The following is a 24,088-nucleotide window of genomic DNA, read 5'->3' on the forward strand; positions in this document are numbered from 1 at the left end:
CGATTCACGACCCGCAGGTATTCGGCGCCGGCACACCTGCAAATCGATCCTTGACCCACGCAACAGCTCCCGGCACAGCGGCGCCGTCCGCGTGACCTTCGCCCGCCCGCGCCTGGAACTCGATGACGTCACCGTCGGCGCAGGCACGTTCGACTGCCGCCTCGGTCCATTCCGGACGAATGAGGTTGTCATTTGTGCCGACGACGACGTACATGGGACCGCTCGCCCGTTGACGTGGGAGAGCAACGTCGCTGAGCCACGCGTGAATTCGATCCGCGTCCTCGGCGGTAGCGGGCCGGGTGTCGGCCGGCGTGACCTTTCCGACAAGACCCAACTTCTCGGTCGCGCGAGAAGTCAGGCACGAGGTGAGTAGTTCGTAGTTCTGCTCGAATGCTCCGCGCACGTAGTCGGTTCGTTCGAGGTCGGGATGGGTGAGGGAGAGTCCTTCGAGCACGTACGGGAGCAGCAGTTGCTGAGGGAGAGACAGATTCACCTCGGAATCACTCGAGATGATCGGTGAGATGTCCGCTGCCGGGGACAGGTTTGCCGCACCCACGAATTCGAGGCCGTCACCGTACGTGTCGGCTTCCTCGGCTGCTGCCCAGGAGGCCTGCCCGCCTTGGGAAAGCCCCAGAGTTGCCCACCGAGTCGAGGTGTCCGGAACTACATTGCGCGCCGCTCGAACCGCGTCGATGACGTTGAACGCCGCGGTGTCGGGTTGCAGGTAAGGATGCGGATCCGGAGTGCCGAGGCCCTCGAAGTCGGAGACAGCGACAACGTATCCCGAGTCGAGGAACGGCGCGACCAGACCGATCGTGCCGAAGAGAGTCGGCGACGTCGACGGCGCACAGTCGTCCGAAATACCCGTCGTGCCATGGCCGATGGAGACGATCGGCCAGCCACCCTCCGGCGGAGTTCCAGCCGGCGTGAACACCGTTCCCGATACCTGAGTCTCCCGGCCGTCGATGCCGGAGGTGGAGCCGTACAGGATCTTGACCGCACTCGCTCCGGACGCCGCCACTTCCGCTGTGCTGGTAAAAGGTTGACTGTCGAACACGACGCCGCGTTGAGCGCTGCTCTCGACCGGCGGGTTGGTGGAGGTCTCGGTGTCGGTGACAGAAATGTCAGGCGACGCATCCGATCCGCAGGCGACGCTCACGAGAAGTGCGCTCGCCACCAATACTCCCCAGCCTGCGCGAACTCTCGAACTCCGAACCGTCATACGCAGTGTTCCCCTCTATTTGCCCGCGCTGCCTGCTCGGCGACGCCTGACACGTTCCTCGGCTGCGGCCTCTTCGATGTCGAGTCCTTCCAATACGGTACGCAATACCTCGTCGTCGAGATCGCCGTCGTCACGTGCGGCGATCAAGGCAACTCGCTGCGAGCGCAGCGACTGATGCCGGAACTTGTCGAACAACGCTCCCGCGTTCCACAGGGCAGCCTCGCGATCGGCGTCTTCGTCGACCTCCTGGAGTTGAAGCCTCGCCTGCATCGAACGCCGCACACGTTCGACGATTGCCTGCAGTTCCTTTCCGTCGATCCCCGGCGGAGGGTGCGCCGCAGCGTCGGCCAGCGCTTTCTCACCGGCCTTCCGAGAAATGTTGCGTGCCAACTCCATTTGTTCCTGCGTGCGCAACTGCTCGTAGGGATCCGCGACGTCGAGGCGACGAATCATGAACGGCAGAGTCGATCCCTGAATCAGCAGGGTCCCGACCGCGACGATGAACGCGATCGCCTGAATGACGCCGCGTCCAGGGAACGGATCGCCGGACGAGAGCGCGAACGGAATACCGCCGGCGGCAGCAAGAGTGACGACGCCGCGCATCCCCGCCCACGAGACCACCAGATTCTGTTTCCAGGTCAGTTGATTCTCGCGATCGCGACGTAGGGTTACACCGAATCGGACACGCGAGTAACTCAGGAACAGCCACAGTGGTCGAATCACGATGACCACGGCCAGGACTGCGAGACCGTATGCGAACACGTGAAGCACCGGAAGCCCGTCGGCGACAACATCGTCGATCACGAAGCTCAGTTGTAGACCCATGTACGCAAAGACGAACATCTCGAGGAGAGTGTCCAGGCTCGACCACACCGACCGTTCCTGCAGTCTCGTCATGATCGACGCATCCGTCGAATAGTGCCCGATCACCAGACCGGCTACCACGACGGCCAGAACACCTGACGCGTGCAGTTCTTCAGCGGCCAGGTACGCGGCGAAGGGAAGCACCAGCCCCAATCCGGTTTCGAGTGGAGAGTCGTACATGCGGGCACGAACGAACTTGACGACAAACGCGAGCACCAAGCCGACGACGACGCCGCCGATCACTTCATACGCGAAGAACAGCAGGGGCGAATCTGTGGCAATTCGGGTTCCGGTCACTGCTGCGACGGCGACGGTGAAGAGCGTCAGCGCGGTGGCGTCGTTCACAAGCCCTTCGCCCGTCAGGATGGCGATGACCCGTTTCGGGAGCCCGAGTTTCTGACCGACCGCCACCGCGCTGACGGCGTCGGTCGGCGCGATCACGGCCCCGAGCACGAGTGCGGCGCCGATCGTGAACTCGGGCACCATCCATTCGGCGAAGAAGGCAACCACGAACGCCGTCACCAACACCATTCCGACGCCGAGGCGCAGGATCGGTGCGAGGTTGCGTTTGAAGGTCGCCACCGAAAATTTGAGAGCGGCCGAGTAGAGAAGCGGCGGCAGGACCACACCGAGAATGACGTGGGGGTCGAGTTCGGGCCGCGGCATACCGGGTATGAAGGATGCGACCGAACCTACCGTCACCAAAACCAGCGGGGCCTGCAGGTTTCGTCGATTGGACAGCCCGGTGACTGCGATGGCGGCAATGACGACCAGCAGAATCCAGGTGAAGTTCACGCGTTCATTCTGCCCGCCGACCCTGCGAGTTCACCCAGCGGACGCACAGAAGCCCGCAACCTTTTCGGTTACGGGCTCCTGAGAAACAGTGTTACCGAAAAACAGTGTTACCGAAAAGCAGCGTTACCGAATAACAGTGTTTCCGAATCCGAAGTCACTGCTTTTCGGGAACAGCCTTCTTGGCGGCCTCGGCTGCCTTGTCGATCTGATCGCCGTACTTGTTGCCGGTCTTGTCGTCGGCGATGTCGGCGACCTTGTCGATCGCGTCGTGAACCTTGTCGGAGTTCTCCGCTGCGAGCTCCTGGCCCTTTTCGACCAATCCCTTGACGTTGTCCAAGAAACCCATGTCCGTGTCCTCTCCCGGTGCTGACGCACATCCTTCGGCGGAATCGTTCCTCCGCGCCCTTCGATTCTCACAGGCCGACGGCCTCTGCGCCAGAAAGCAGGTCCGTGCTCACGAGCCGCGCGCTACTCGAGGTAGCGTTAACCCGCGAATAGCTGATTGACCTCCCATCGACATCGACAGGTGCCCGGTTTGAATGCAGGACTGCGCGGGACGGGGAGCGACCCCCACCCGACGCGTGAACTGCTGTCTCGGTGGTGGTCAGACCACACTGATTTCACTTGGCTCCCCCGGTTCCTCGACGCCCGCGGGCTGACCGTTCCCGGACGCAAGTTGGTCGCCGTGTGGTGTTTCCTCTTCGCCCTGATCGCGACGACCATGCAATTGAGCCGTTTCGGTTCCGACACGGCCCTTGCACGATCGGTCCTCGCTGTCGGAACGATCAGCGGGATCTACGCGGGTTGCTGTTGGGCACGAAACGAATCGTGGCCCACCTGGCAACAATCAGTGGCCTTCGTCATCTGGGCCGACCTGTGGCTCGCCGTCACTCTTTTCTTCGCCATACGCACCGCTTTCGTCGGAACCATCGGCTGCATCCTGTTCATCACGATCGGTTTCTACGCGGCGATAGTTCACAGCCCACGCGTTGCCATCACCCACATCGGCTGGGCTCTTGCTGTCTGTACGACGCTGGCCGCCATGGCAATGTCCGAACCGGTCAACGACAACTGGGCGGTCGTGAACCTCTATCTGATGGTTGCCGGCGTGGTGTTCTCCACCGCCTGGATTCTGCAGATCGTCTGGCTGCGTCTGACCGACGACGCACGCAATGCACACCGGGACTACCTCACCGCGACGCTCAATCGCCGCGGACTCCAGGACGAGGCCCAGCATCTGCTTCGCAGCGACCGAACGCAGGCGCTGATCGCGCTGCTCATCGACGTCGACTCGTTCAAAATCCTCAACGACACGCACGGGCACGTCGCGGGCGACGACGCGTTGACCGCCGTCGCCGACCGCCTCATCGCTGCCGCCGGACCCGAAGCGGTGGTGGCGCGAATCGGCGGGGACGAATTCGTCGTCCTGCGCGGAGTCGATCGAGGAGAAATCGAACAGGTCGCCACCGAGATACATTCGGCGGTCTCGTCCGACTCCGACCCCTATCCCGTATCCGCCAGTACCGGCGTCAGCGTCTACCTCTGTCCCGAGACGGACTTACCCGATCGAGCTGTCAACGAACTGATCGAGCATGCAGACAATGCGATGTACCGGGCCAAGAAGCGCGGCGGCGATCGCATTGCCTGGGTGCAGATGTTCAGGCGATGAAACTACTTACTCGCTGTGCGCGTGGTGATGCTCGCCGGGTAGGTCGTCGGGCGTGGCGAACATCTTCCGCTTTTCCCCGTGAATACGTGCACTGATCCACCACGAGAGTTCCACCAGTACAACGCCGATCGCGCCGAGGGTGATCGCGAGCGTCGTGGCAGCGACGTTGCTCGGATCCAGTTTGAAGAACTCTCGGGTGAACGGCAGAGCGAACAGAATCAGATAGCCGGCCACCGATCCACCGATCAGAACGAGCTTCCACCAGACGTACGGCCTGGCCACGACGGCCAGAACCCACACGGCGATCATGATCAACGTGATGAGCGCGCTGGTTCCGGCCTGGATCTTCTGGGTCTCCGTCTGGTCCGGACCTTGGTAGGCCAGCACGTAGGAGATGAACGTGGTGATGCCGATGATCAAACCTGACGGCAGCGCCAAGCGCATGACGCGGGAGACGAAACCGGTTCGCGCGCGCTCGTTGTTGGGGGCCAGAGACAGGATGAAGGCCGGGATACCGATCGTGAACCACGCTGCGATCGTGACGTGGCGGGGCAGGAACGGGTACGGCAGCGGCTCGAAGTCGAAGACCTGAGACAAGACGCCGGTGATGCCGATCAGGAACGCAAGCACCACCGAGTAGACGGTCTTGGTCAGGAACAGATTCGACACACGCTCGATGTTGCCGATCACTCGGCGGCCTTCCGCGACGACGTACGGAAGCGTCGCGAACTTGTTGTCCAGCAACACGATCTGGGCCACGGCTCGGGTAGCCGGGCTACCCGAACCCATCGAGACTCCGATGTCGGCGTCCTTGAGTGCGAGGACGTCGTTGACGCCGTCACCGGTCATCGCGACGGTATGCCCGCGAGACTGCAAGGCAGCGACCATTTCCCGCTTCTGATCCGGTCGCACGCGCCCGAAGGTTGTTGCACCGTCGAGCGTGTCCGCCAGTTTTTCCCGATCGCTGGGAAGATCCCGCGCGTCGATCGGACGGTCACCACCCTCGAGCCCGAGGGAACCTGCAACGGCACCGACGGAAACCGCGTTGTCACCGGAGATGACCTTGACCGCGACCTTCTGGCTGGCGAAGTACTCCAACGTCTCCTGGGCGTCCGGACGCACCTTCTGCTCGAGGACGACCAGAGCTTCGGGGGTGACGGTGCCCGGCGCGTCGGCGTCGTCGACGGGAAGGTCGCTGCTGCCGAGCATGAGGACACGAAGTCCGCTCGAACCCACTTCTTCTGCCTTGCGGGCCATCTCCGAGTCCGGATCGAGCAGCACGTCCGGGGCACCGAGCACCCAGTTGCCGTTACTGCCGTACGACTGGCCACTCCACTTCTTCGCCGAGGAGAACGGCGCGACAGCGGTGGCTTCGCCCCAGCCGGAATCGTCGGAGAGAGACTCGCGAATCGCCAAGACACTCGCGTTGGGGCGAGGATCGGACGCGGCCATCGCGCTCAACGCGGACTTGACTGCAGACTCCCCCGAACCGCTCGGTGCGACGTCGACCTCGGACAGCCGCATACCGTTCTCGGTCAGCGTTCCGGTCTTGTCCGCGCACACCACGTCGACACGGGCCAAGCCTTCGATCGCCGGCAACTCCTGAACGAGGCACTGGCGCTTGCCCAATCGGATGACACCGACCGCAAATGCAATGGACGTCATGAGCACAAGGCCTTCGGGAACCATCGGAACCAGCGCTGCCACCATGCCGTTGAGGGCAGGTCGGATCGGCAGGCCGATGGTGAAGAGCTGATTGAAGATGATCAGCGCTCCCGCCGGAATCATCAGATAGGTGATGAATTTCAGGATCTTGTCGATACCGCTGCGCAGTTCCGAGTGCACGAGGGTGAACTTGCTCGCCTCGTCAGCCAGCTTGGCCGCGTATGCATCTCCACCGACCTTGGTGGCGCGGTACGCACCGCTGCCGGCGGCAACAAAACTGCCCGACAGCACTTGCTGACCGCTCGCCTTGTGAACCGGATCAGCTTCACCGGTGAGCAGCGATTCGTCGACCTCGAGGGCGGCAGAACTGACCACCTCACCGTCAACGACTATCTGGTCACCGGATCCGAGTTCGATAATGTCATCGAGCACAACATCTTTGGGCGCCATTGCCACGGCGACACCGTCACGCCTGACCATGGGCTTGGCCTGACTCACGATGGCCAGCGCGTCGAGCGTGCGCTTCGCGCGGATCTCCTGAATGATGCCGATGCCGCTGTTCGCGATGATCAACAGTCCGAACATGCCGTCGATGATGGAGCCCGTCGCGAGCACGATCACCAACAACACGGTCAGGATCGCGTTGATGCGCGTGAAGACGTTGCCGCGAATGATGTCCTTGACCGAGCGGGACGCCCGGTCCGGAACATCGTTGGTTTGTCCCGACGCGATGCGGGCCGCAACCTGATCGGCGGTCAGACCGCGGGCGACGTCGACGTCGTCCGGCAATCGCTCAGGGGCAACCGCCACTGCTGTCTCTTCTGAACTGGTGTGCTCGTGAGCCATGGTCAAAGATTACGCACCCGGAGCAACTAGTCAGGGCCGGACTCGTGTGGCAATGACTGCTATACGAAGATCACACCCGTGCGCCGCGGTTCTGCGATGCTGGTCGGCACGAGCAGAGAAGACCAGCGAGGAACGGTATGAAATACGTCTACAAAGGTCTCGACGAGGCGCTTCGGTGCGAACGGCCCGTCGACCTGCCGATTTCTCTCGACCTCCATCGGACCGACGACTTGGTTCTCTGGTTGTCGGCAGTGCGGGTCTACTCGTTCGGGATGATGTTCGCGATTGATGCCCGCTACAAAGATCCGGCACTCTCGTTGAGCCTCGGCTCTTTCGACGGGCGTCCCACGTTCACACATTTCAGCGCACCGCTACTCCTCGGTCTCGGTTTCGCCGACGGAACATCGGTGACCACCGCGCGGAAAACGCGGGGCCTTCTGCTGGAGTTGCGCTCGGCCGAAAGCCGCTCGGGCTCAGTGCGGGGTGAATACCTGCTGGCTCCGACACCTCCTGCCGGGCCGATCGAAGTCGCGACAGCATGGCCACAGCTGGGAATGGACGAGAAGGTCGTCACCCTCGACGGAGAATTCATCGCCTCCGCGTCCGAAAGTGTCACGCAACTTTGGGAACCGAAACGACAACCCAAACCCGACCTCACCAGTGAACAAGTGACGCACCAACCGCAATATCAACGTGGGGGTTGGTTCGGAATCCGACTGGATTGAGGAAGACCAGGGCGGCTTTTGAGCAACTGCCTCGGTCATCCCAGCGGTATCCACCACTTCGACGGAGGTGTGGGCGACAACGCGTCGATCCTGCCGCCCGGCATCGGAACCGACACGGTCGTGCCTGCCTCTGCGGCCGCCTCGTCGAGGCGAATGATCGGCTCCGACCACGAGTGAAACGCGAGGTTGAAGGTCGCCCAGTGGATCGGGACGAATACACCGCGCGCCCCGTCGCCCTTGTTGAGGTCGATGTGCGTCTGCACCGCCTCTTCCGGATTCATGTGAATGTCCGGCCACCGCACGTCGTACGCGCCGACGGGGAGAAGCGTCAGATCGAACGGTCCGTACGTTTCACCCAACTGCTCGAATCGGGACGTGTATCCGCTGTCACCGCCGAAGAACACCCGGTGCTTCGGACCGGCGAACACCCACGACGCCCACTGGGTCGTGTTCCGGACGAGGCCGCGACCGGAGAAGTGACGAGCCTCGGTGCACGTGAGAACCAGGTCGTCGATTTTCGTCGACTCGTCCCAGTCCAATTCCACGATCCGGTTCTCGGGCACCTTCCAGTGCCGCAAGTGAGCACCGATACCGATCGGCACGACAAACGGAGCCGTCTGTGTACGAGTCAGAGTCTTGACCGTCGCCATGTCGAGATGGTCGTAATGATCGTGGGAGACGACTATCGCATCTACTGCCGGAAGATCAGCCAGGGCAACCGGAGCGGGATGCATTCGTGCGGGACCCACTGTGGCCGAGGGTGATACGCGTTCGCTCCACACCGGATCGGCGAGAACACGGTAACCGTCGACCTCGACGAGAACGCTCGAATGGCCGTACCACGTCACCGCCGCGTCGCCCGCTACCGCCGGTGCCAGCGGAGTGGCCAACGGAATCGGCTGACGCGGCCGACCCGTCGACCCTCGCGTAGCCATCGACTTGAACATCCCGGCATCGGTGCCCGGAACCAGTGTGCTGCTGGGCTCCGAATTGTGGAACTGCCGGTCCCGGTACCGCGGGGACATCGCCGCATACGGTTGCACCGTGTTCCGCGATGCCCCGATCTGTGTCGGGATTCCCCATGCGGCTCGCGCCACCCATCCTGTTGCCGCGGCAACAGCAGCAACTCCGAGAAGCGTCGTCTTCTTCATTCAGACGAGCGTAGCCACTATCTGCCCCGCGCGCGTGGCGCCTGTTTACCCTGCAACTGGCTTTACTTTCCCTTGAATACGGGAGGGCGGTTTTCGATGCGGGCGGCGCGGGCTTCCTGGACATCCTCGCTGAGCCAGGCGGCGTGAAGGGCGTCGAGTTGCTCGGGAGACTGCTCCTCCATGGTGCCGTCGTCGTTGAGGACCATCTTCATGTGACGCAAGGACAGCGGTGCGAGATTCGCGATGCGGTGCGCCCATTCCTGGGCGTCGGCGAGGGTGCCGATCTTGTTGGCGAGGCCGCGGGTGAAGGCTTCCTCCGCGCCGATCTGTTCGATGCCGAGCAGGATGGTGCGCGCCGGACCGCCGCCGACCAGCGACGCGAGCCGGCGCATGGTCCACTTGTCCACCGAGACACCGAGGGTGGCTGCAGGGATTCCGAAGCGAGCGCTCGGTGCTACGACGCGCAGATCCGACGCGATGGCCACCTGCGTACCCGCGCCGATGGCCGGACCGTTGACTGCGGCGATGACCGGGATGGGCGCCGTGTCGATAGACCTGAGCATCTCGAACAGGCGGTCGGTGAAGCCCTCCATGTAGACATCGCCGGAGAGGTCTGCGCCTGCACAAAACGCCGATCCCTCACCGGTGATGACGACGACGTGCGCGTGCTCGGCGACGGCCGCGTTCATCGCGTCCCGTATCGCGATGCAGAGTTCCGCGCTGAGCGCATTACGACGCTCGTGACGCTGCAACTCGATGGTCACGACGTTGCCGTCACGGGAGAACCCGATCATGTCCGCTCACTTTCGTTTCCGGAAGGCGCGACACCGGGATGTTCCGAGGCGCCGATACCGTCCACATACTTCTCTGCAGCTAAGTTCTGTACATCAGGAGGTTAGATTACCGATGAGTACAGACGACCTTGCCGCCCAACAACCACAACTGGTTGACGTGGTGGTGATCGGCGCAGGACAGGCCGGACTCTCCGCCGCGTACTACCTGCGCAAGTTCGGGATCGAACCCGAATCGGGGTTTGTGGTGCTCGATCATGCGTCCGGTCCGGGCGGAGCGTGGCAGTTCCGTTGGCCGAGCCTGACACTGAGCACCGTCAACGGTGTGCATGACCTCCCGGAAATGTCTTTCGCGGAAACCACCGGCACCGACGCCGAACAGGTGCCTGCATCGGTGGCGGTCCCCCACTACTTCGAACTGTACGAAAAGCAATTCGAACTTCCCGTCCACCGCCCGGTACACACGCGAGTGGTGTGTCCGAGGGAAGAGCGACTGCGCATCGAGACCGACCACGGAGTGTTCGCGGCCCGAGGCTTGATCAACGCGACGGGAACCTGGGAGCGACCCTTCATTCCCCACTACCCCGGGGCCGGATCATTTCGTGGCCGACAGTTCCACACGAAGGACTATCGAACCGCCGCGGAGTTCGAAGGCAAACATGTCGTCGTGGTCGGCGGCGGGATCTCGGCCGTCCAACTGCTCGACGAGATCTCACGCGTCACGACCACCACTTGGGTGACGCGCCGCGAACCGGAGTTCCGCGACGAGCCGTTCACGCCGGACATCGGCCGCGCAGCAGTTGCCATGGTCGAGGATCGTGTACGACGCGGTCTTCCACCGGGATCCGTTGTTTCGGTGACCGGCCACCCCGTAACGCCTGCCATCCGCGCAGCACGTGAGCGCGGTGTGATGAATCGACTTCCGATGTTCTCCGAAATCCTTCCGAACGGCGTGAAGTGGGCCGACGGAACCGTCGTCGATGCCGATGTCATCCTGTGGTGCACCGGTTTTCGTAGCTCGCTCGATCACCTGGCACCGTTGCACCTACGCGGGCCGGGTGGCGGAATCCCGATGACCGGGCGCCTCGCGACGCAGGTCGAAGCCGACCCTCGCGTACACCTGGTGGGATACGGGCCGTCGTCGTCGACGATCGGGGCCAACCGCGCCGGCCAAGCAGCTGCTCGCGAACTGACGTCTTACCTGGGAATCGGCGAATGAACAGAATTCTTGTTCCGGGCGAAACCTGCTGGCGCATCGAGCCGGCGGACAATCTTGCCTGCATCGTCGACGCCGCTGACTACTTTCATCATGCAAAGTCCGCAATGTTGCAAGCCGAGAAACGAATCATGTTGATCGGCTGGGACTTCGACACGCGCATCAAACTCGAACCAGGTGAGCAGACGCTCGACGGCCCCAACCGGTTGGGAATGTTCCTCCGCTGGCTGGTCCGCGAGAAACCCGACCTCGAAATCCTCGTACTCAAATGGAACATCGGGGCGTTCACCGCAATCGGCCGCGGTATGACCCCCGTTTTCGTGTCCAACTGGTTGACCGACGAGCGCCTTCGGTTCGAGATCGACGGCGCCCATCCGGTGGGCGCGGCGCACCATCAGAAGATCATCGTCATCGACGACGCCCTGGCGTTCTGCGGCGGCATCGACATGACGGTGGACCGCTGGGACACCTCGGATCACGTCGACCGAAACGATTACCGAATCACGCCGAGCGGAAGGCGTTACGGCCCTTGGCATGACGCGACCACGGCGGTCGATGGCAATGCGGCTGCGGCCATCGGCGAATTGGCGCGGGCACGCTGGAAATCCGCAACCGGCGAGGATCTGACACCCGTCAAGAGCACTGCGACGCCGTGGCCCGTCAATCTGGCGCCCACCTTGCGGGTTGTCGACGTAGCCGTCGCCAGGACACTGCCGGAACTCGGCGAGCGCACAGAGGTTCGTGAGATCGAAGCGCTGTATCTCGCGGCCATCGCCGGGGCCGAGCACACGCTGTACATCGAAAGCCAGTACCTCGCCTCACGCACTCTGGCCGAGGCGATCGCCGCGCGCCTCCGTGAGGACGACGGACCGGAGATCGTTCTGGTCATTCCGCGCAACGCGGACGGATGGCTGGAACAAAAGGCGATGGACGGGGCGCGCCACGACTTGTTGCATCTGCTGTGGTCCGCCGATATCCACGACCGGTTCGGTGCGTTTTATCCCGTGACCTCTTCTGGCGCACCTATTTACGTACACGCCAAGGTTCTTGTGATGGACGATCGTCTCCTGCGAATCGGGTCGTCGAACCTCAACAACCGTTCGATGGGCTTCGATACCGAGTGCGACATCGCCGTCGAATCCGACGACGACGCAGACGTCGAGTTGCGAGCCTCGATCATCGGTTTGAGGCGCCGGCTACTCAGCGAGCACCTCGACGTCACCGAGGAAGAAGTCGACGAAGGGTTGCGTGAGCGCTCTCTGTTGTCGACGGTTCGCACCCTTGCGACCTCCAACGCTCGCAGTCTGCGCGAGTTCGACCGGAACACAGTGGAAGGCGAAGACCACGTACTCGCTGAAAACGCACTGATGGATCCCGAGCGCACGCCGCCCAGACTGAGCGACCGAATCGAAGGACTACGCCGTCTCCTCGGCAAACGCTGAGGCACTAGAGCACGCGCACGCAGTGCCCGATTGTCAGCGCGAGTTCGACGAGTACTGCGGCTCGATCGCTCGGGACCAGCACGACGAGAAACGTATCGCTGTCGCTGTCGAGCCAGGCCACGGAAACGCCTGCCCCGGCGATGTTGTCGCCGACTCGAGCGAGAAGCGATTCCAGTCCGGCAGCTCGATCAAAGGCCGCGGCAAGGCTGCCTGCCCACTCCCACGATCCCGCAGTTGCGGGCGCCGACTTCAGCTCTCGCAGCTGGCCGAGAACTTCGGCCGCGTCCTCGTTCCAGTCCACCCAGACCAGGAGTTCTTGTTCGTGCAACGCGTCGACGAGAGCGAACCACGCCAATTCGGGGTGTGGCTTCTCGAGCGACTGTGAGTACAGCTCGTTCTGTACTTCGACATACCGTTCCGGGTAGTCCATTGCGAGAGTCACACGATCGATGACTGTCGGGCTGTTCGGGGCCAGCAGTTCCGCGATTGCGCGCAATGCGTCGCGAGCAGGTCCACCCACTATGGCTCCCAGGTTCGATTCGGTTATCGGTGCGGTTTCCACAGTCTGACATGCGAGTCCGCGTCATACGGACCTGTCCTCGACGTACGGCGCAGAGGCAGATCTCCCACGAAGATTCCCTCGTGCCGCAAACCACGGATCAACGAGTTACCAAATCGAACAGCCCGGCTATCCCATTCGCCGCACTTGTCCGTTTAGCCTTTCACCTGGTCTTACAATCAGGATATAGTCATTGTCGATCCAAGAAGACCACTGGACTGTAGCGAGCCAGCAAACAGCCTGTTACCGTTCAGCTAACTACTCCTTCTGGTCAAACCGGGTCGAAGGGTTCGGGCAATGACCCACGGGGGGTTGACGTGAAGGGGCCATGTTCCGCATGAAACACGATTCACACACGACAACCTCTCGGTGGTCGATCGGCGAATGGCGCCTGGGATGGAAGGTCATCGCTGTCCTCGCATTGCCGATGATCGTCGCCGTTGTCCTAGGCGCCCTTCGAGTTCAAACGGAGCTCGAAGAAGCCGCACAGCTGAGTTCCTCGTCCGAGCGCGCCCTCGCCGTGCCTGCCGCGATCAACCTGGAATCGGCGCTGTACGAACTCGCCGAAGCTGCATCGGCACGCCCCGACACCCGGCCTGCCACGCAAGCAGTCTCTGACGCGATGGACCAACTCGTCGATGCCGCCCGCACGTTCCAGTCCGACGATGCCCTCAACGACCAAGTGACTTCGGCGTTGACCGAGAGCCGTTCCATCACCGAGGAGATCGCCGCCGGCGCGGTGGCACCCGCACGCTTGGTTTCGCGGGTCGGTGAGGTCTCACGAGCCCTCTCCAGCACCTTCACCAGCGTCGTCGAGCATTCTCAGCGCCCAGTCCTGCGTGAACAGGGTGGTCGACTCTCCGCGCTCTGGGAAGCGCGACGAGCCCTGGCCGAACAACGAATCCTCTTCGGCTCAGGCGATCCGGACCAACAGGCCCGTACCTCGATGGTCAGCGCTGCCGGCGCCGAACTGGTCGCTCTGAACAACATCCTCGCGATCGACGGAACCAACGACACCGTCCAGGCACTCAGCAACTCGGCTCAGAACCGGATCAACGAACTGGGATCAACTCCGTCGACTTCTCCGCCGGGGAGCCGCGTCGGCGCCGATCTGAAATCTGGAAAAGACCAGTACAACAGCCTTACCGACACCACCGTCACCGAGTTCGGCGACGCCGTCACCGCTGAATCCAACGCCGCACGAACTGCAGCACTTCGCGACACCGCAATTGTGCTCGGCGCGGTCCTGCTGGCACTGGCCATCGCCCTCGTCATCAGCCGATCGCTCATCGATCCGATCCGCCGGTTGCGATTTGCCGCCTTGCAGGCAGCGAGACGCGGACTTCCCGACGCGATCGAACGAATACGAGCAGGTGCCAGTACCGACGAACTCGACTTTGCCCGTGTCCCGATCCGCACCCACGAGGAAATCGGCGAGCTCGCACGCGCCGTGGACGACATGCACGGTCAGGCCATCACGCTCGCCGGCGAGCAGGCCACGCTGCGGCGCCAGGTCAACGACATGTTCGAAACGCTGTCGAGGCGCAACAAGTCCCTCGTCGACCAGCAACTCGGATTGATCGAACAGTTGGAGCAGGACGAAGACGATCCGCGTCGCCTCGAGAATCTGTTCCGGCTCGACCACATCGCCGCGAGAATGCGCCGAAACGGCGACAACTTGTTGGTTCTCGCCGGAACCGATGTACGCCGTGCCAGGACCGCCCCCATCGCTCTCGGCGATACCCTTCGCGCCGCGGTATCAGGCGTCGAGGAGTATCGACGCGTCGAACTCGGGCAGACTCCGCCCGGAGTCGTCACCGGTCATGCGGCCCCGGACGTCGTTCATCTCATTGCCGAGTTGCTCGACAATTCGCTGCGGTACTCCCCACCGGAGACCACCGTCTCCATCAACGCTGCCACCACCATCGACGGCTCCATGATCGTAGAGATCGCAGATCTCGGTATCGGCATGTCACCTGCCGATATCCTCGATGCCAACGAGCGCCTCGCGGCCGGCGCCGAGATGAGCGCGGACACAGCGCGTCGCATGGGTTTGTTCGTCGTGAGCCGAATCAGTCGTCGCTACAACATCTCTGTGCGCCTGCGCCCGACGGCAACGTCGTCGACGCACAGTGGCATCACCGCAACGGTGCTCCTACCGACGTCGATTCTCGATTCTTCTCGGACACCCGAGATCCGCACGCCACAAACCGGACCCGTTCCCACGCTCGATCGGACTCCTCCCACACCGACCGCACAGTCCGCACAGTCTGCACCGTCATGGTCACAGCCCGTCCCGACCGAATCCGCACCCCCACGGCCTGCGACCAGAAGTTTCGCTGATCTCCCGCGTCGAACGCCCGGTAACAGCACCGATCAGACTGAGGCGTTCGACCCGATCACACCGCAATCGACGCCGCCGGCAACAGCGCCTTCGGGGTTACCTCGTCGCACCCCGGGCACAAGCGGAGTACCTGCGGTCAGTACCTCGACTTCGACTACTCCGGCACCCGCTACGTCGGTGTCATCCTTCGCTCCTCTGCTCGATCCCGCAGGGACAAACGCATCGACGGCCCTTCCCGTTCGTGCTCCGTCGCACGAATTCACCTGGCCGGCACAGGGTCCCGAGATCTCGGCGGGTCCACAACCGTCGACAACTCCGCCGCCGCGGCACCGGCTCTCAGCCCCGACGCCGACAAATACCGCGGCGTTCTTCTCCTCGCGTACCCGTGACGGGCTCTCTGCCCGACCATCGGTGCGCGCTGACAGCGCCGGCGACGGTAACTCGAACGGCGCGCCCGCTGCCCCGTCGACGATGCCGATTTTTGCTCGGATGGTGTCGGAGTGGCTCGTCGATCCAACGGCGGAGACGTCAGCGGCTTCCACCGGCAGTTCGTGGACCACGGACGCCGATCAAGGCTGGGTGGCTGCCCGAACGTCATTCGAAATGCCGGTCACCAAGATCGCCGATTCCGGACTTCCCATCCGGGACCGCGGAGCCCGGCTGGTTCCTGGCGCCGTCGGCGGAGGCGGCTCGACACAGCGTCATGCATCCAATCCGGCGGACGTCCAACGTGGTTGGAGCAGTTACCAATCCGGAGTACAACGAGGGCGTCGGAACGCCGCCGACCATCAGCACGATGGCGGACAGTCTTTCGAATCGTCCACGATGTTGCACAACGATCAAGGAGAACAGTGAACACTGTCGGAGCACAAGAGACTCCCCGCGCACTCGACTGGCTGGTTTCTGCTTTTGCCCGAGACGTGCCGGGTGTGAGTCACGCGATCATCGTCTCAGCCGACGGGTTGTTGACGGCCTCGAGCACACACCTTCCGCTCGATCGAGCGGATCAATTGGCCGCTGTCACTTCCGGACTCGCCAGCCTGTCCGCGGGCGCATCACGCCTCTTCGACGGTGGGGCCGTCATGCAGTCCGTCGTCGAGATGGAGAACGGGTACCTGCTTCTCATGGGTGTCGGTAGTGGTTCTTACCTTGCCGCCCTCGCCGTCGCCGGATGCGACATCGGCCAGATCGGTTACGAAATGGCGACTCTCGTCGATCGCGTCGGGGCAACCATGGACATTGCCCCGCGAACATCGCAGGGTATTTGATTTCGATGCCTCACCATCAATCCGAGTACGACGACGCCGAACCGAACTTGGTCCGGCCGTACGCGCTCACCGAAGGTCGGACCCTGCCGTCCATCGACCTCCCGCTCGAAGCGATCATCGCGACGATCGAAGACGTGGTCTCGAACAATCTTGCACCGCAGGATATTCGTGCGTCGATCGTCGCACTGTGTGAGCAGCGGATATCGATAGCCGAGATCGCTGCCCACCTAGGTGTTCCGATCGGAGTCGTGCGGGTACTGGTTGCCGACCTTGTAGTAGCCGGATCACTGGAAATACATGCCACTCTGCGAAGCGACGCATCTCGAGTCGAGCGACGCGAACTGATCGAAAGGACCCTCAGTGGACTTCGGGCACTCTGACTCATCGTCTCGCGTGAAATCGACAAAAATCGTGATCGCCGGGGGTTTCGGTGTTGGCAAGACAACGCTTGTGGGAACCGTCTCCGAAATCGTCCCCCTTCGCACGGAGGCCATGGTCACCGACGCGAGCGACGGTATCGACAATCTCGGATCGACTCCAGACAAGAGCACCACAACGGTCGCGATGGACTTCGGACGCATCACTCTCGCCGACGACCTGGTCCTCTATCTATTCGGAACCCCGGGGCAGCGCCGCTTCTGGTTCATGTGGGACGACCTCATCACCGGTGCGATCGGTGCGGTCATTCTGGTCGACACTCGCCGCCTGGAAGACAGCTTCGCCGCAGTCGACTTCTTCGAGGCGCGAGGTCTCCCGTTCATCGTGGCGGTCAACCGTTTCGACGGCGCACCAATCCATTCTGCGAGCGATCTCCGGCAAGCGTTGGCACTGCCCAACCGCGTTCCCATGATCGAGATCGACGCCCGTAACCGCGAATCGGCCAAACGCGCGCTGATCGTCGTCACCGAGTACTCCCTCGAACGACTTGCAGCCGAAGCAGTCGTCTAGATGAATCATCAGATGCGAATCGTCGCCGAAAGGAACTGGCATGTCGGATGAAATGCACCATTTCTCGATGGGAATCTGGCTGCTCGGGCTCGCCTACGTCGTGTCCGTGGTCGGTTCGGTAGTCGGCCTGGCGTGCACCAGGCATTCAGCGTCTGCGACGACAACCGCCGCACGCATGCGATGGCTCGTCATGGCTGCCCTGTCGATCGGTGGCGTCGCCATCTGGCTGATGCATTTCATCGCCATGCTCGGCTTCGCAGTCCCCGGCAGTCCCATTCGATACAACCTCGGATGGACCGTGATCTCTGCGATCATCTCGGTGGGTGCCGTGTTTGTCGGTCTGCTGATCATCGGGACCGAATTCCGCTGGTCTCGGCTTCTGATCGGGGGCGTGGTGACCGGTCTCGCCGTGAACGTCATGCATTACACCGGTATGCGCGCCTTACGCTTTCAGGGTGAGATCCACTACGACATGCTCTTCGTTGCACTGTCGGTTCTCATCGCAGTCGTCGCCGGCACCGCCGCATTGTGGTTCACCATGTCGCTCGAGTCCACGATTCTGCGTTTTGTCGCCGGAATCATCATGGGTATCGCCGTCGTCGGTATGCACTTCACCGGAATGGCCGCAGTCGAGGTTGTCCACGACGCGGCAGCCCCGGCGCCGCAGGGGCTCGATGCGTTCTCCTTCCTCTTCCCCGTCTTCGTTCTCGGCTTGCTGGCGTTGGCAGTTCCGATTGTCGCAGTGCTGACAGCGCCCGACCGTGCGACGGCTCGGATGGAATCCGCCGCCGACGACCTGGCGTACGAAGCACGAAGGTTCGCGATCTCGAACTGAGAGGAGTACGGGGCGAGTCGATGTAAATCGACGACGCCCCGTACATTTCGAGGATGGTGGATGCCGGACACAACCCCCAGCTGTCGGCCCGCGCAACACTGGTCGTGATCGGAGGATTGCCGGCCACCGGAAAGTCGACGATCGCCCGGGCACTTGCTCAGCATCACCGGATTCCCTACGTGCGGATCGATACCATCGAACAGGTACTGACCCGCAGCATTATTGCTGATGTGTCCGGGACCGCTGGATACTTCACCGGGTACGCGCTCGCCGCCGAACAATTGCGACTGGGACTCTCGGTCGTGGTCGAATGCGTCAACCCGATCGAAATGACACGAAAGGCCTGGTCCGCTACCGCACAACATAATTCGGCGCGCTTGCTCAACGTCGAGGTCATCTGCTCGGATCCCGACGAGCATCGCAGACGCGCGGAGCAGCGTGTCGTCGACATCCCGGATCTTGTACTACCTACGTGGCAGGAAATCCTGGATCGAGACTACGAGCCGTGGACCATGGAACGGCTGGTGCTCGACACCTCAATCATGAACTCCGACAGCGCAGTACAACGCATCACTGCCCGAATGTTCATTGCGTGAGAACTGTTCACAGCGTGAGAACAAAGAAGGCACTGTTCGGATCTTCGCGGTAGTTCCCGAACGGTGGACACGGCACAAACCCGAATTTCGCATACAGTCGACGTGCCGGATCGAAGAAGTCTTGCGTGCCGGTCTCCAATTCGAGTTGCCGGTAGCCTCGTTGTCTCGACTCGTCCACGACGTGTTGAAGAAGTCGCGTTCCCACTCCGCGCCCACGAGCTGCCGAAGATGTTCGCATCGACTTGATTTCGCCGCCGCTCGACGACCGTTCATTGAGCGCTACGCAACCGAGTAGCTCGTCACCTTCGCTCCACAACGTCCACATGGTGACTGAGCTATCCGTCAGACCTGCGACGTCCAGCGCGTGAACGCTGTCCGCAGGCGACGTCGCATGCATGTCGGCGAGATGTTCGGACAGTAGAGCACGGACCGCATCCCGACTCAGGTCGTCAACTTCGATTCGCACAGATCCCTCACTGTCCACTTCGCTTCCGCCGGCATCGAACAAAGTATGACTGTCCGTCACTTCGTCGAAGGCTTGGCCCGTACGTGGATGCGTTCTCCTTGCGGGCCGAACAGACTCAGCACCTCGACCGGGCCGCGGCCGTCACTGCCGAACCAATGCGGGTTTCGGGTGTCGAATTCAGCAGCTTCACCCGCACCCATCATGATGTCGTGGTCGGCCAACACCAACCGCAACCTCCCCGACAACACGTACAGCCATTCGTAGCCGTCGTGCACTTGGGGGTCCGGTTCCGTCTGGCTTGCCGGGATCGTCATCTTGAATGCCTGCAGCCCACCCGGCTGCCGAGTCAGCGGCAAGACCGTTCGGCCGCTGACGCTTCGAGGCGCACTCTGGATGCGTGGATCGGCGACCTGCGGTGCCGCCACCAGTTGGTCCAACGGCACTTGGTGGGCGAGCGCGATCGGAAGCAGCAACTCCAAGCTCGGGCGACGCTCCCCCGCTTCGAGCCTCGACAGAGTGCTCTTCGAAATACCGGTGGACTCTGACAGCGCTGTGAGCGTGACGTTCCTCTGTGTACGAATGCGTTTGAGGCGCGCGCCGATCTGCGAGATTGCGGTATCGATGTGCGGACCGTTGGCATTCATGGTCCGAGTCTGACGACGATTCCCAGAAATGGCAACACTAGTTGCTGAAGCTACTCGTCCGCAGGCAACCTGTGCTCATGCGAACACACACCGAAACAGAGATCCTCGACGCCGTGATCGTCGGCGGTGGCGCCGCCGGACTCAGCGCAGCCCTGGTGTTGGGTCGTGCTCGGCGCACGGTCGCCGTCATCGATTCCGGCAAACCGCGCAACGCGCCGGCAGCACACGTGCACGGCTTCCTCTCGCGAGACGGCATGGCGCCCGGTGAGTTGCTCACCGTCGGACGCAGCGAATCACAGACGTACGGAGTGGAATTCAAACAGGATGATGTAGTCGACGTTTCCTGGCGCGGTATCGAACCCGGCTTTGTCGTCGAACTTTCAGGAGGCACAACCCTCGAGACTCGCACTCTGCTCGTTGCCACCGGACTACGGGATTCACTCCCGGAAATACCAGGTATCCAGGAGCTTTGGGGACAGAGCGTGCTTCATTGCCCGTACTGCCATGCATACGAGATCAGTGACGAACCGATCGGCGTTCTCGGCGGCGAAGCTCGCGAGATGTCACTTCACCAGGCGTTTCTACTCCGACAGTGGTCGTCGGATGTGATGTTCTTCCCTCACCACATCTCACTCACCCCTGACGAACGCGCGCGACTGGCTGCGCGTGGGGTGACCGTTGTCGTCGGACAAGTATCTGGATTAATCTGCGAGAGAGGCGAACTGAAGGCCGTCGAACTCGACAACGGGCAATTAGTCCCTCGCTCAGCACTGTTCGTTGCGCCGCGTTTCATTCCGAACGACACGCATCTGACGCGACTCGGGTGCAAAACTGGCCCTACGGGATTCGTGGCTGTCGACCCTTCCGGCGCCACCAGCGTTCCAGGCGTCTGGGGAGCCGGCAACGTCGTCGACCCTCGCGCTCAGGTAATAGGCGCTGCCGCTGCCGGTTCGACCGCGGCAATCGCGATCAACGGATACCTGGTCGAGCAAGATGTCGAATCGGCTCTTCGTTCGACCGAGCCTGAGGGTGGCTTCTCGGCGGCCGTGGAGCAACGCGTCTGCGAAATGAACGGCGGCAGCGCCCGCCACGGCTTCTGACCGAGGTGTCTAGGTCGCGGGGCCGCCGTGCAACTTCTCGTAGGCTGCCTTCTCGGCGTCGTGGCGCGAGATCTTCTTCGGGTTCTCGAGGTCGGAAGGCAAACCGTGACGCTCGAGGCGACGCGACCTGTTCTGAGCCATGTAGGAGACCGAATAAAACAGTGCCAGAAGCACTCCGAGCAGCACCATCGATGCCCGCAGGGCCCACGGCCCGGGAAAGAGCATGAAGGCCGTGAAGACCGGAAGGAACGGAACCATGCTGCGGATCAGGTGACGCGGCACAGCCCAGTCACCGATCAGGTCGTTTCGCACCCAGTCCTGCATGGAGTCCGGTAGCTTGCGCCCCACTGAATAACCCAACCACTGAAGAGGATTCGGGCTCGTACGTTGGTTTTTGGAAGTCACGGAAGTCACCTGTTCGGTACGCATCGGTAGCGTTGACGCAGTCATCACGTTTCTTTCAGATGCAGTCATCACATTTCTCTCATTGGTCCAAGGCTCCGGCGCGGAGCGCGGCCTCGTTGACCCGCGTCAGAACGTTGTGTAGTTCTTCGAGTTCGGCGAGGCTGACGCCGAGCTTCGCGACAACCGCCGGCGGGATCTTCTCCGCCTCCGCGCGCAGTGCCACACCGGCTTCGGTGAGGTCCACGTCCAGTTGACGTTCGTCGGCGCGGCTACGGGTTCGCGTGATCAACCCGGACGCCTCGAGTCGCTTGAGGAGCGGCGACAGCGTCGGCGAATCGAGCTGCAGTGCCTGCCCGATTTCCTTGACCGCCATCGGCGACTTTCCCCACAGTGCCAGCATCACCAGATACTGGGGATGCGTGAGGCCCATCGGCTCGAGCAGTGGCCGGTAGACGGACAGCACCGCTCGGTTCGCGACTGCAAGTGCAAAGCACACCTGCCGGTCGAGAGCCAGCGGATCATCCATCTGCATCTGCGGAGCCTTCGTCGTCATGAATCCGATGTTATCAGATTAATTAGTGCAGTAACTATTATTGCACTAATTAATTCGGCGATGATCGTCACTCTTCTCCAGCGTCGACGCGGGTTGCCCGGTGAGACCCACGTGCGCTTCCACCCTCATTCGCTCCACCATGTGTGGGTAGTGCAGCTCGAAGGCCGGACGTTCGCTGCGAATGCGCGGCAACTCGGTGAAGTTGTGACGCGGCGGCGGGCAGGTGGTCGCCCACTCCAGCGAGTTTCCGTAACCCCACGGATCGTCGACGGTGACAACTTCGCCGTACCGGTAACTCTTGAATACGTTCCACAGGAAGGGCAGCGTCGAGGCGCCGAGCACGAAGGCGAAAATCGTCGACACCGAGTTGAGGACGGTGAATCCGTCCGAGGGCAGGTAGTCGGCGTAACGACGCGGCATCCCCTCGCCGCCGAGCCAGTGCTGGACGAGGAACGTGCCGTGGAAGCCGACGAACGTGGTCCAGAAGTGCCACTTGCCGAGACGCTCGTCGAGCAGGCGCCCCGTCATCTTCGGGAACCAGAAGTAGATCCCGGCGTAAGTGGCGAACACGACGGTGCCGAAGACCACGTAATGGAAGTGGGCGACAACAAAATACGTATCGGTGACGTGGAAGTCGATGGGCGGGCTCGCGAGGATGACACCGGACAGTCCGCCGAAGAGGAAGGTGATCAAGAAGCCAACCGAGAACAGCATCGGCGACTCGAAAGTCAACTGCCCCTTCCACATCGTTCCGATCCAGTTGAAGATCTTGACACCGGTCGGCACGGCGATCAGGAACGTCATGAACGAGAAGTACGGCAGGAGAACAGCACCCGTCGCATACATATGGTGAGCCCACACCGCGATCGAAAGGGCGGCAATCGCGAGCGTCGCATAGACCAATCCGGTGTAACCGAAGATCGGTTTACGACTGAAGACCGGGAAGATCTCCGAGACGATGCCGAAGAACGGCAACGCGATGATGTACACCTCGGGGTGACCGAAGAACCAGAACAGGTGCTGCCACAACAGAACTCCACCCGTCGCCGGGTCGAAGATGTGTCCACCGAGGTGACGGTCGACGAACAAACCCATGAACGCAGCCGTCAAGAGCGGGAACGCCATCAAGATCAAGATGCTGGTGATGAAGATGTTCCAGGTGAAGATGGACATGCGGAACATCGTCATGCCGGGTGCTCGCAGGCAGATCACGGTGGTGATCATATTGACTGCACCGAGAATGGTGCCGAGGCCACCAACCGTCAAACCGAAGACCCACAGGTCAGCTCCGACGCCGGGGCTGTGTACCGCGCCGGAGAGCGGGGTGTACGCCGTCCAACCGAAGTCGGCGGCGCCGCCCGGCGTGAGGAATCCACCGAGGACGATGAGGCCACCAAAAGTGAAGAGCCAGAACCCGAATGAGTTCAAACGCGGGAACGCCACGTCGGGCGCACCGATCTGCAGCGGGAGGATGTAGTTCGCGAATCCGAAGACGACTGGGGTCGCGTACAGCAGCAGCATGATCGTGCCGTGCATGGTGAACAGCTGATTGAACTGTTCATTGGAGAGGAACTGCATCCCGGGAACGGCCAGTTCTGCACGCATGAACAGCGCCATCAGGCCGCCGATCAGGAAGAACACGAACGCAGTGATCAAGTACATGATCCCGATCTTCTTGTGATCGGTCGTCTTGATCATCTCGAGCATCCACGACCCCTTGGGATCACGACGCTTCGGATACGGCCGCTCCGGAATCGGCTCCAGCTCTCCGGCCCGCTCGTTCGGCACCGTCGTTGTCATGCTCGCGCGTCCTCTTTCGTGCTCGATCCCGCCCTCAGAAACTTTCTGCACGACCATATCGCATGTTAATAATTAATGCACAAACTAAATTCGGTTTACATATACACTGATCGAAAACCGAACGGACGCAAGCTTTTGCGGATTTCGGAGAGATAAACTCAAGCGGCGGAATAGGTCGAGGGTC

The 24,088-nt window shown here is 62.0% G+C and carries 23 protein-coding genes; 11 read left to right on the plus strand and 12 right to left on the minus strand.

Going from position 1 to position 24,088, the window contains the following annotated elements; translation table 11 throughout:
- Window positions 1–4: 4 nt before the first annotated feature.
- From QM716_RS02835 to QM716_RS02845, 3 genes are all read right to left on the minus strand, one after another.
- Window positions 5–1,222 carry a lipase family protein gene (locus QM716_RS02835; RefSeq protein WP_283302249.1) on the minus strand — a complete coding sequence of 406 codons (1,218 nt, stop codon included), beginning with the start codon at window positions 1,220–1,222 and terminating at the stop codon, window positions 5–7.
- A 15-nt stretch (window positions 1,223–1,237) separates the two neighbouring features.
- Window positions 1,238–2,881: a Na+/H+ antiporter gene (locus QM716_RS02840; RefSeq protein WP_283302251.1), complete on the minus strand. Its 1,644-nt coding sequence runs from the start codon at window positions 2,879–2,881 to the stop codon at window positions 1,238–1,240.
- A 154-nt stretch (window positions 2,882–3,035) separates the two neighbouring features.
- Window positions 3,036–3,227 (minus strand): antitoxin, encoded by a 192-nt coding sequence (locus QM716_RS02845; RefSeq protein WP_003940164.1) that lies wholly within the window; start codon window positions 3,225–3,227, stop codon window positions 3,036–3,038.
- A gap of 180 nt (window positions 3,228–3,407) precedes the next feature.
- On the opposite strand from QM716_RS02845, the gene QM716_RS02850 reads away from it, so the two are divergent.
- Window positions 3,408–4,550, plus strand: coding sequence for a GGDEF domain-containing protein (locus QM716_RS02850; RefSeq protein WP_283302254.1), 1,143 nt, complete (start codon window positions 3,408–3,410; stop codon window positions 4,548–4,550).
- A 6-nt stretch (window positions 4,551–4,556) separates the two neighbouring features.
- Here QM716_RS02850 and QM716_RS02855 read toward each other — a convergent pair whose 3' ends face one another.
- Entirely contained in the window at window positions 4,557–7,061 is a 2,505-nt protein-coding gene (locus QM716_RS02855) for an HAD-IC family P-type ATPase (RefSeq protein ID WP_283302256.1), read from the minus strand.
- Between the two features lie 137 nt (window positions 7,062–7,198).
- On the opposite strand from QM716_RS02855, the gene QM716_RS02860 reads away from it, so the two are divergent.
- Window positions 7,199–7,786 (plus strand): hypothetical protein, encoded by a 588-nt coding sequence (locus QM716_RS02860; protein WP_283302258.1) that lies wholly within the window; start codon window positions 7,199–7,201, stop codon window positions 7,784–7,786.
- Between the two features lie 35 nt (window positions 7,787–7,821).
- Here QM716_RS02860 and QM716_RS02865 read toward each other — a convergent pair whose 3' ends face one another.
- On the minus strand, window positions 7,822–8,937 hold the full coding sequence (locus QM716_RS02865; protein ID WP_283302260.1) for an MBL fold metallo-hydrolase: 1,116 nt from the start codon (window positions 8,935–8,937) through the stop codon (window positions 7,822–7,824).
- Window positions 8,938–8,999: 62 nt separating this feature from the next.
- Window positions 9,000–9,731 carry an enoyl-CoA hydratase gene (locus QM716_RS02870; RefSeq protein ID WP_283302261.1) on the minus strand — a complete coding sequence of 244 codons (732 nt, stop codon included), beginning with the start codon at window positions 9,729–9,731 and terminating at the stop codon, window positions 9,000–9,002.
- Between the two features lie 112 nt (window positions 9,732–9,843).
- Between QM716_RS02870 and QM716_RS02875 the strand changes: the two genes are divergently transcribed.
- Window positions 9,844–10,947 carry an NAD(P)-binding domain-containing protein gene (locus QM716_RS02875; RefSeq protein ID WP_283302263.1) on the plus strand — a complete coding sequence of 368 codons (1,104 nt, stop codon included), beginning with the start codon at window positions 9,844–9,846 and terminating at the stop codon, window positions 10,945–10,947.
- Entirely contained in the window at window positions 10,944–12,386 is a 1,443-nt protein-coding gene (locus tag QM716_RS02880) for a phospholipase D-like domain-containing protein (protein ID WP_283302265.1), read from the plus strand. The genes QM716_RS02875 and QM716_RS02880 overlap by 4 nt, the downstream gene beginning before the upstream one ends.
- 4 nt (window positions 12,387–12,390) lie before the next feature.
- Here the strand turns inward: QM716_RS02880 and QM716_RS02885 are convergent, their stop codons facing one another.
- Window positions 12,391–12,906 carry a DUF6630 family protein gene (locus tag QM716_RS02885; protein ID WP_283302267.1) on the minus strand — a complete coding sequence of 172 codons (516 nt, stop codon included), beginning with the start codon at window positions 12,904–12,906 and terminating at the stop codon, window positions 12,391–12,393.
- Window positions 12,907–13,282: 376 nt separating this feature from the next.
- Between QM716_RS02885 and QM716_RS02890 the strand changes: the two genes are divergently transcribed.
- Genes QM716_RS02890 through QM716_RS02915 form a run of 6 tightly spaced genes read left to right on the plus strand, consistent with a single transcriptional unit; the run spans window position 13,283 to window position 18,936 of the window.
- Window positions 13,283–16,144 (plus strand): HAMP domain-containing sensor histidine kinase, encoded by a 2,862-nt coding sequence (locus QM716_RS02890; RefSeq protein WP_283302269.1) that lies wholly within the window; start codon window positions 13,283–13,285, stop codon window positions 16,142–16,144.
- Complete coding sequence (locus QM716_RS02895; protein WP_283302271.1) at window positions 16,141–16,557, plus strand: roadblock/LC7 domain-containing protein; 417 nt, start codon at window positions 16,141–16,143, stop codon at window positions 16,555–16,557. Before QM716_RS02890 ends, QM716_RS02895 begins: the two co-directional genes overlap by 4 nt.
- 5 nt (window positions 16,558–16,562) lie before the next feature.
- A complete protein-coding gene (locus QM716_RS02900) occupies window positions 16,563–16,937 on the plus strand; it encodes a DUF742 domain-containing protein (RefSeq protein ID WP_283302273.1) in 375 nt (124 codons plus the stop codon).
- The gene (locus QM716_RS02905) at window positions 16,918–17,505 is read left to right on the plus strand and encodes a GTP-binding protein (protein WP_283302274.1); all 588 of its coding nucleotides are present in this window, start codon (window positions 16,918–16,920) and stop codon (window positions 17,503–17,505) included. The genes QM716_RS02900 and QM716_RS02905 overlap by 20 nt, the downstream gene beginning before the upstream one ends.
- Window positions 17,506–17,545: 40 nt before the next feature.
- A complete protein-coding gene (locus tag QM716_RS02910; RefSeq protein ID WP_283302276.1) occupies window positions 17,546–18,340 on the plus strand; it encodes an MHYT domain-containing protein in 795 nt (264 codons plus the stop codon).
- Window positions 18,341–18,393: 53 nt separating this feature from the next.
- Window positions 18,394–18,936: a P-loop nucleotide/nucleoside kinase family protein gene (locus QM716_RS02915; RefSeq protein ID WP_283302277.1), complete on the plus strand. Its 543-nt coding sequence runs from the start codon at window positions 18,394–18,396 to the stop codon at window positions 18,934–18,936.
- 7 nt (window positions 18,937–18,943) lie between these two features.
- On the opposite strand, the gene QM716_RS02920 is transcribed toward QM716_RS02915, so the two are convergent.
- Entirely contained in the window at window positions 18,944–19,402 is a 459-nt protein-coding gene (locus QM716_RS02920) for a GNAT family N-acetyltransferase (protein ID WP_283303031.1), read from the minus strand.
- Between the two features lie 56 nt (window positions 19,403–19,458).
- The gene (locus QM716_RS02925) at window positions 19,459–20,046 is read right to left on the minus strand and encodes a helix-turn-helix domain-containing protein (RefSeq protein WP_283302278.1); all 588 of its coding nucleotides are present in this window, start codon (window positions 20,044–20,046) and stop codon (window positions 19,459–19,461) included.
- A 71-nt stretch (window positions 20,047–20,117) separates the two neighbouring features.
- Between QM716_RS02925 and QM716_RS02930 the strand changes: the two genes are divergently transcribed.
- Window positions 20,118–21,146 carry an NAD(P)/FAD-dependent oxidoreductase gene (locus QM716_RS02930; protein WP_283302279.1) on the plus strand — a complete coding sequence of 343 codons (1,029 nt, stop codon included), beginning with the start codon at window positions 20,118–20,120 and terminating at the stop codon, window positions 21,144–21,146.
- A 9-nt stretch (window positions 21,147–21,155) separates the two neighbouring features.
- On the opposite strand, the gene QM716_RS02935 is transcribed toward QM716_RS02930, so the two are convergent.
- The 3 genes from QM716_RS02935 to ctaD are packed head-to-tail and all read right to left on the minus strand — an operon-like array spanning window position 21,156 to window position 23,904.
- Window positions 21,156–21,575 carry a DUF5313 family protein gene (locus QM716_RS02935; RefSeq protein ID WP_283303033.1) on the minus strand — a complete coding sequence of 140 codons (420 nt, stop codon included), beginning with the start codon at window positions 21,573–21,575 and terminating at the stop codon, window positions 21,156–21,158.
- A 55-nt stretch (window positions 21,576–21,630) separates the two neighbouring features.
- Window positions 21,631–22,104 (minus strand): MarR family winged helix-turn-helix transcriptional regulator, encoded by a 474-nt coding sequence (locus tag QM716_RS02940; RefSeq protein ID WP_042921411.1) that lies wholly within the window; start codon window positions 22,102–22,104, stop codon window positions 21,631–21,633.
- A gap of 45 nt (window positions 22,105–22,149) precedes the next feature.
- Window positions 22,150–23,904 (minus strand): aa3-type cytochrome oxidase subunit I, encoded by a 1,755-nt coding sequence (ctaD, locus tag QM716_RS02945; RefSeq protein ID WP_283302280.1) that lies wholly within the window; start codon window positions 23,902–23,904, stop codon window positions 22,150–22,152.
- Between the last annotated feature and the right edge of the window lie 184 nt (window positions 23,905–24,088).

Origin of the sequence: Rhodococcus sp. IEGM 1409 (assembly GCF_030056735.1) — a bacterium.
In the GTDB taxonomy this organism is placed as follows: domain Bacteria; phylum Actinomycetota; class Actinomycetes; order Mycobacteriales; family Mycobacteriaceae; genus Rhodococcus_F.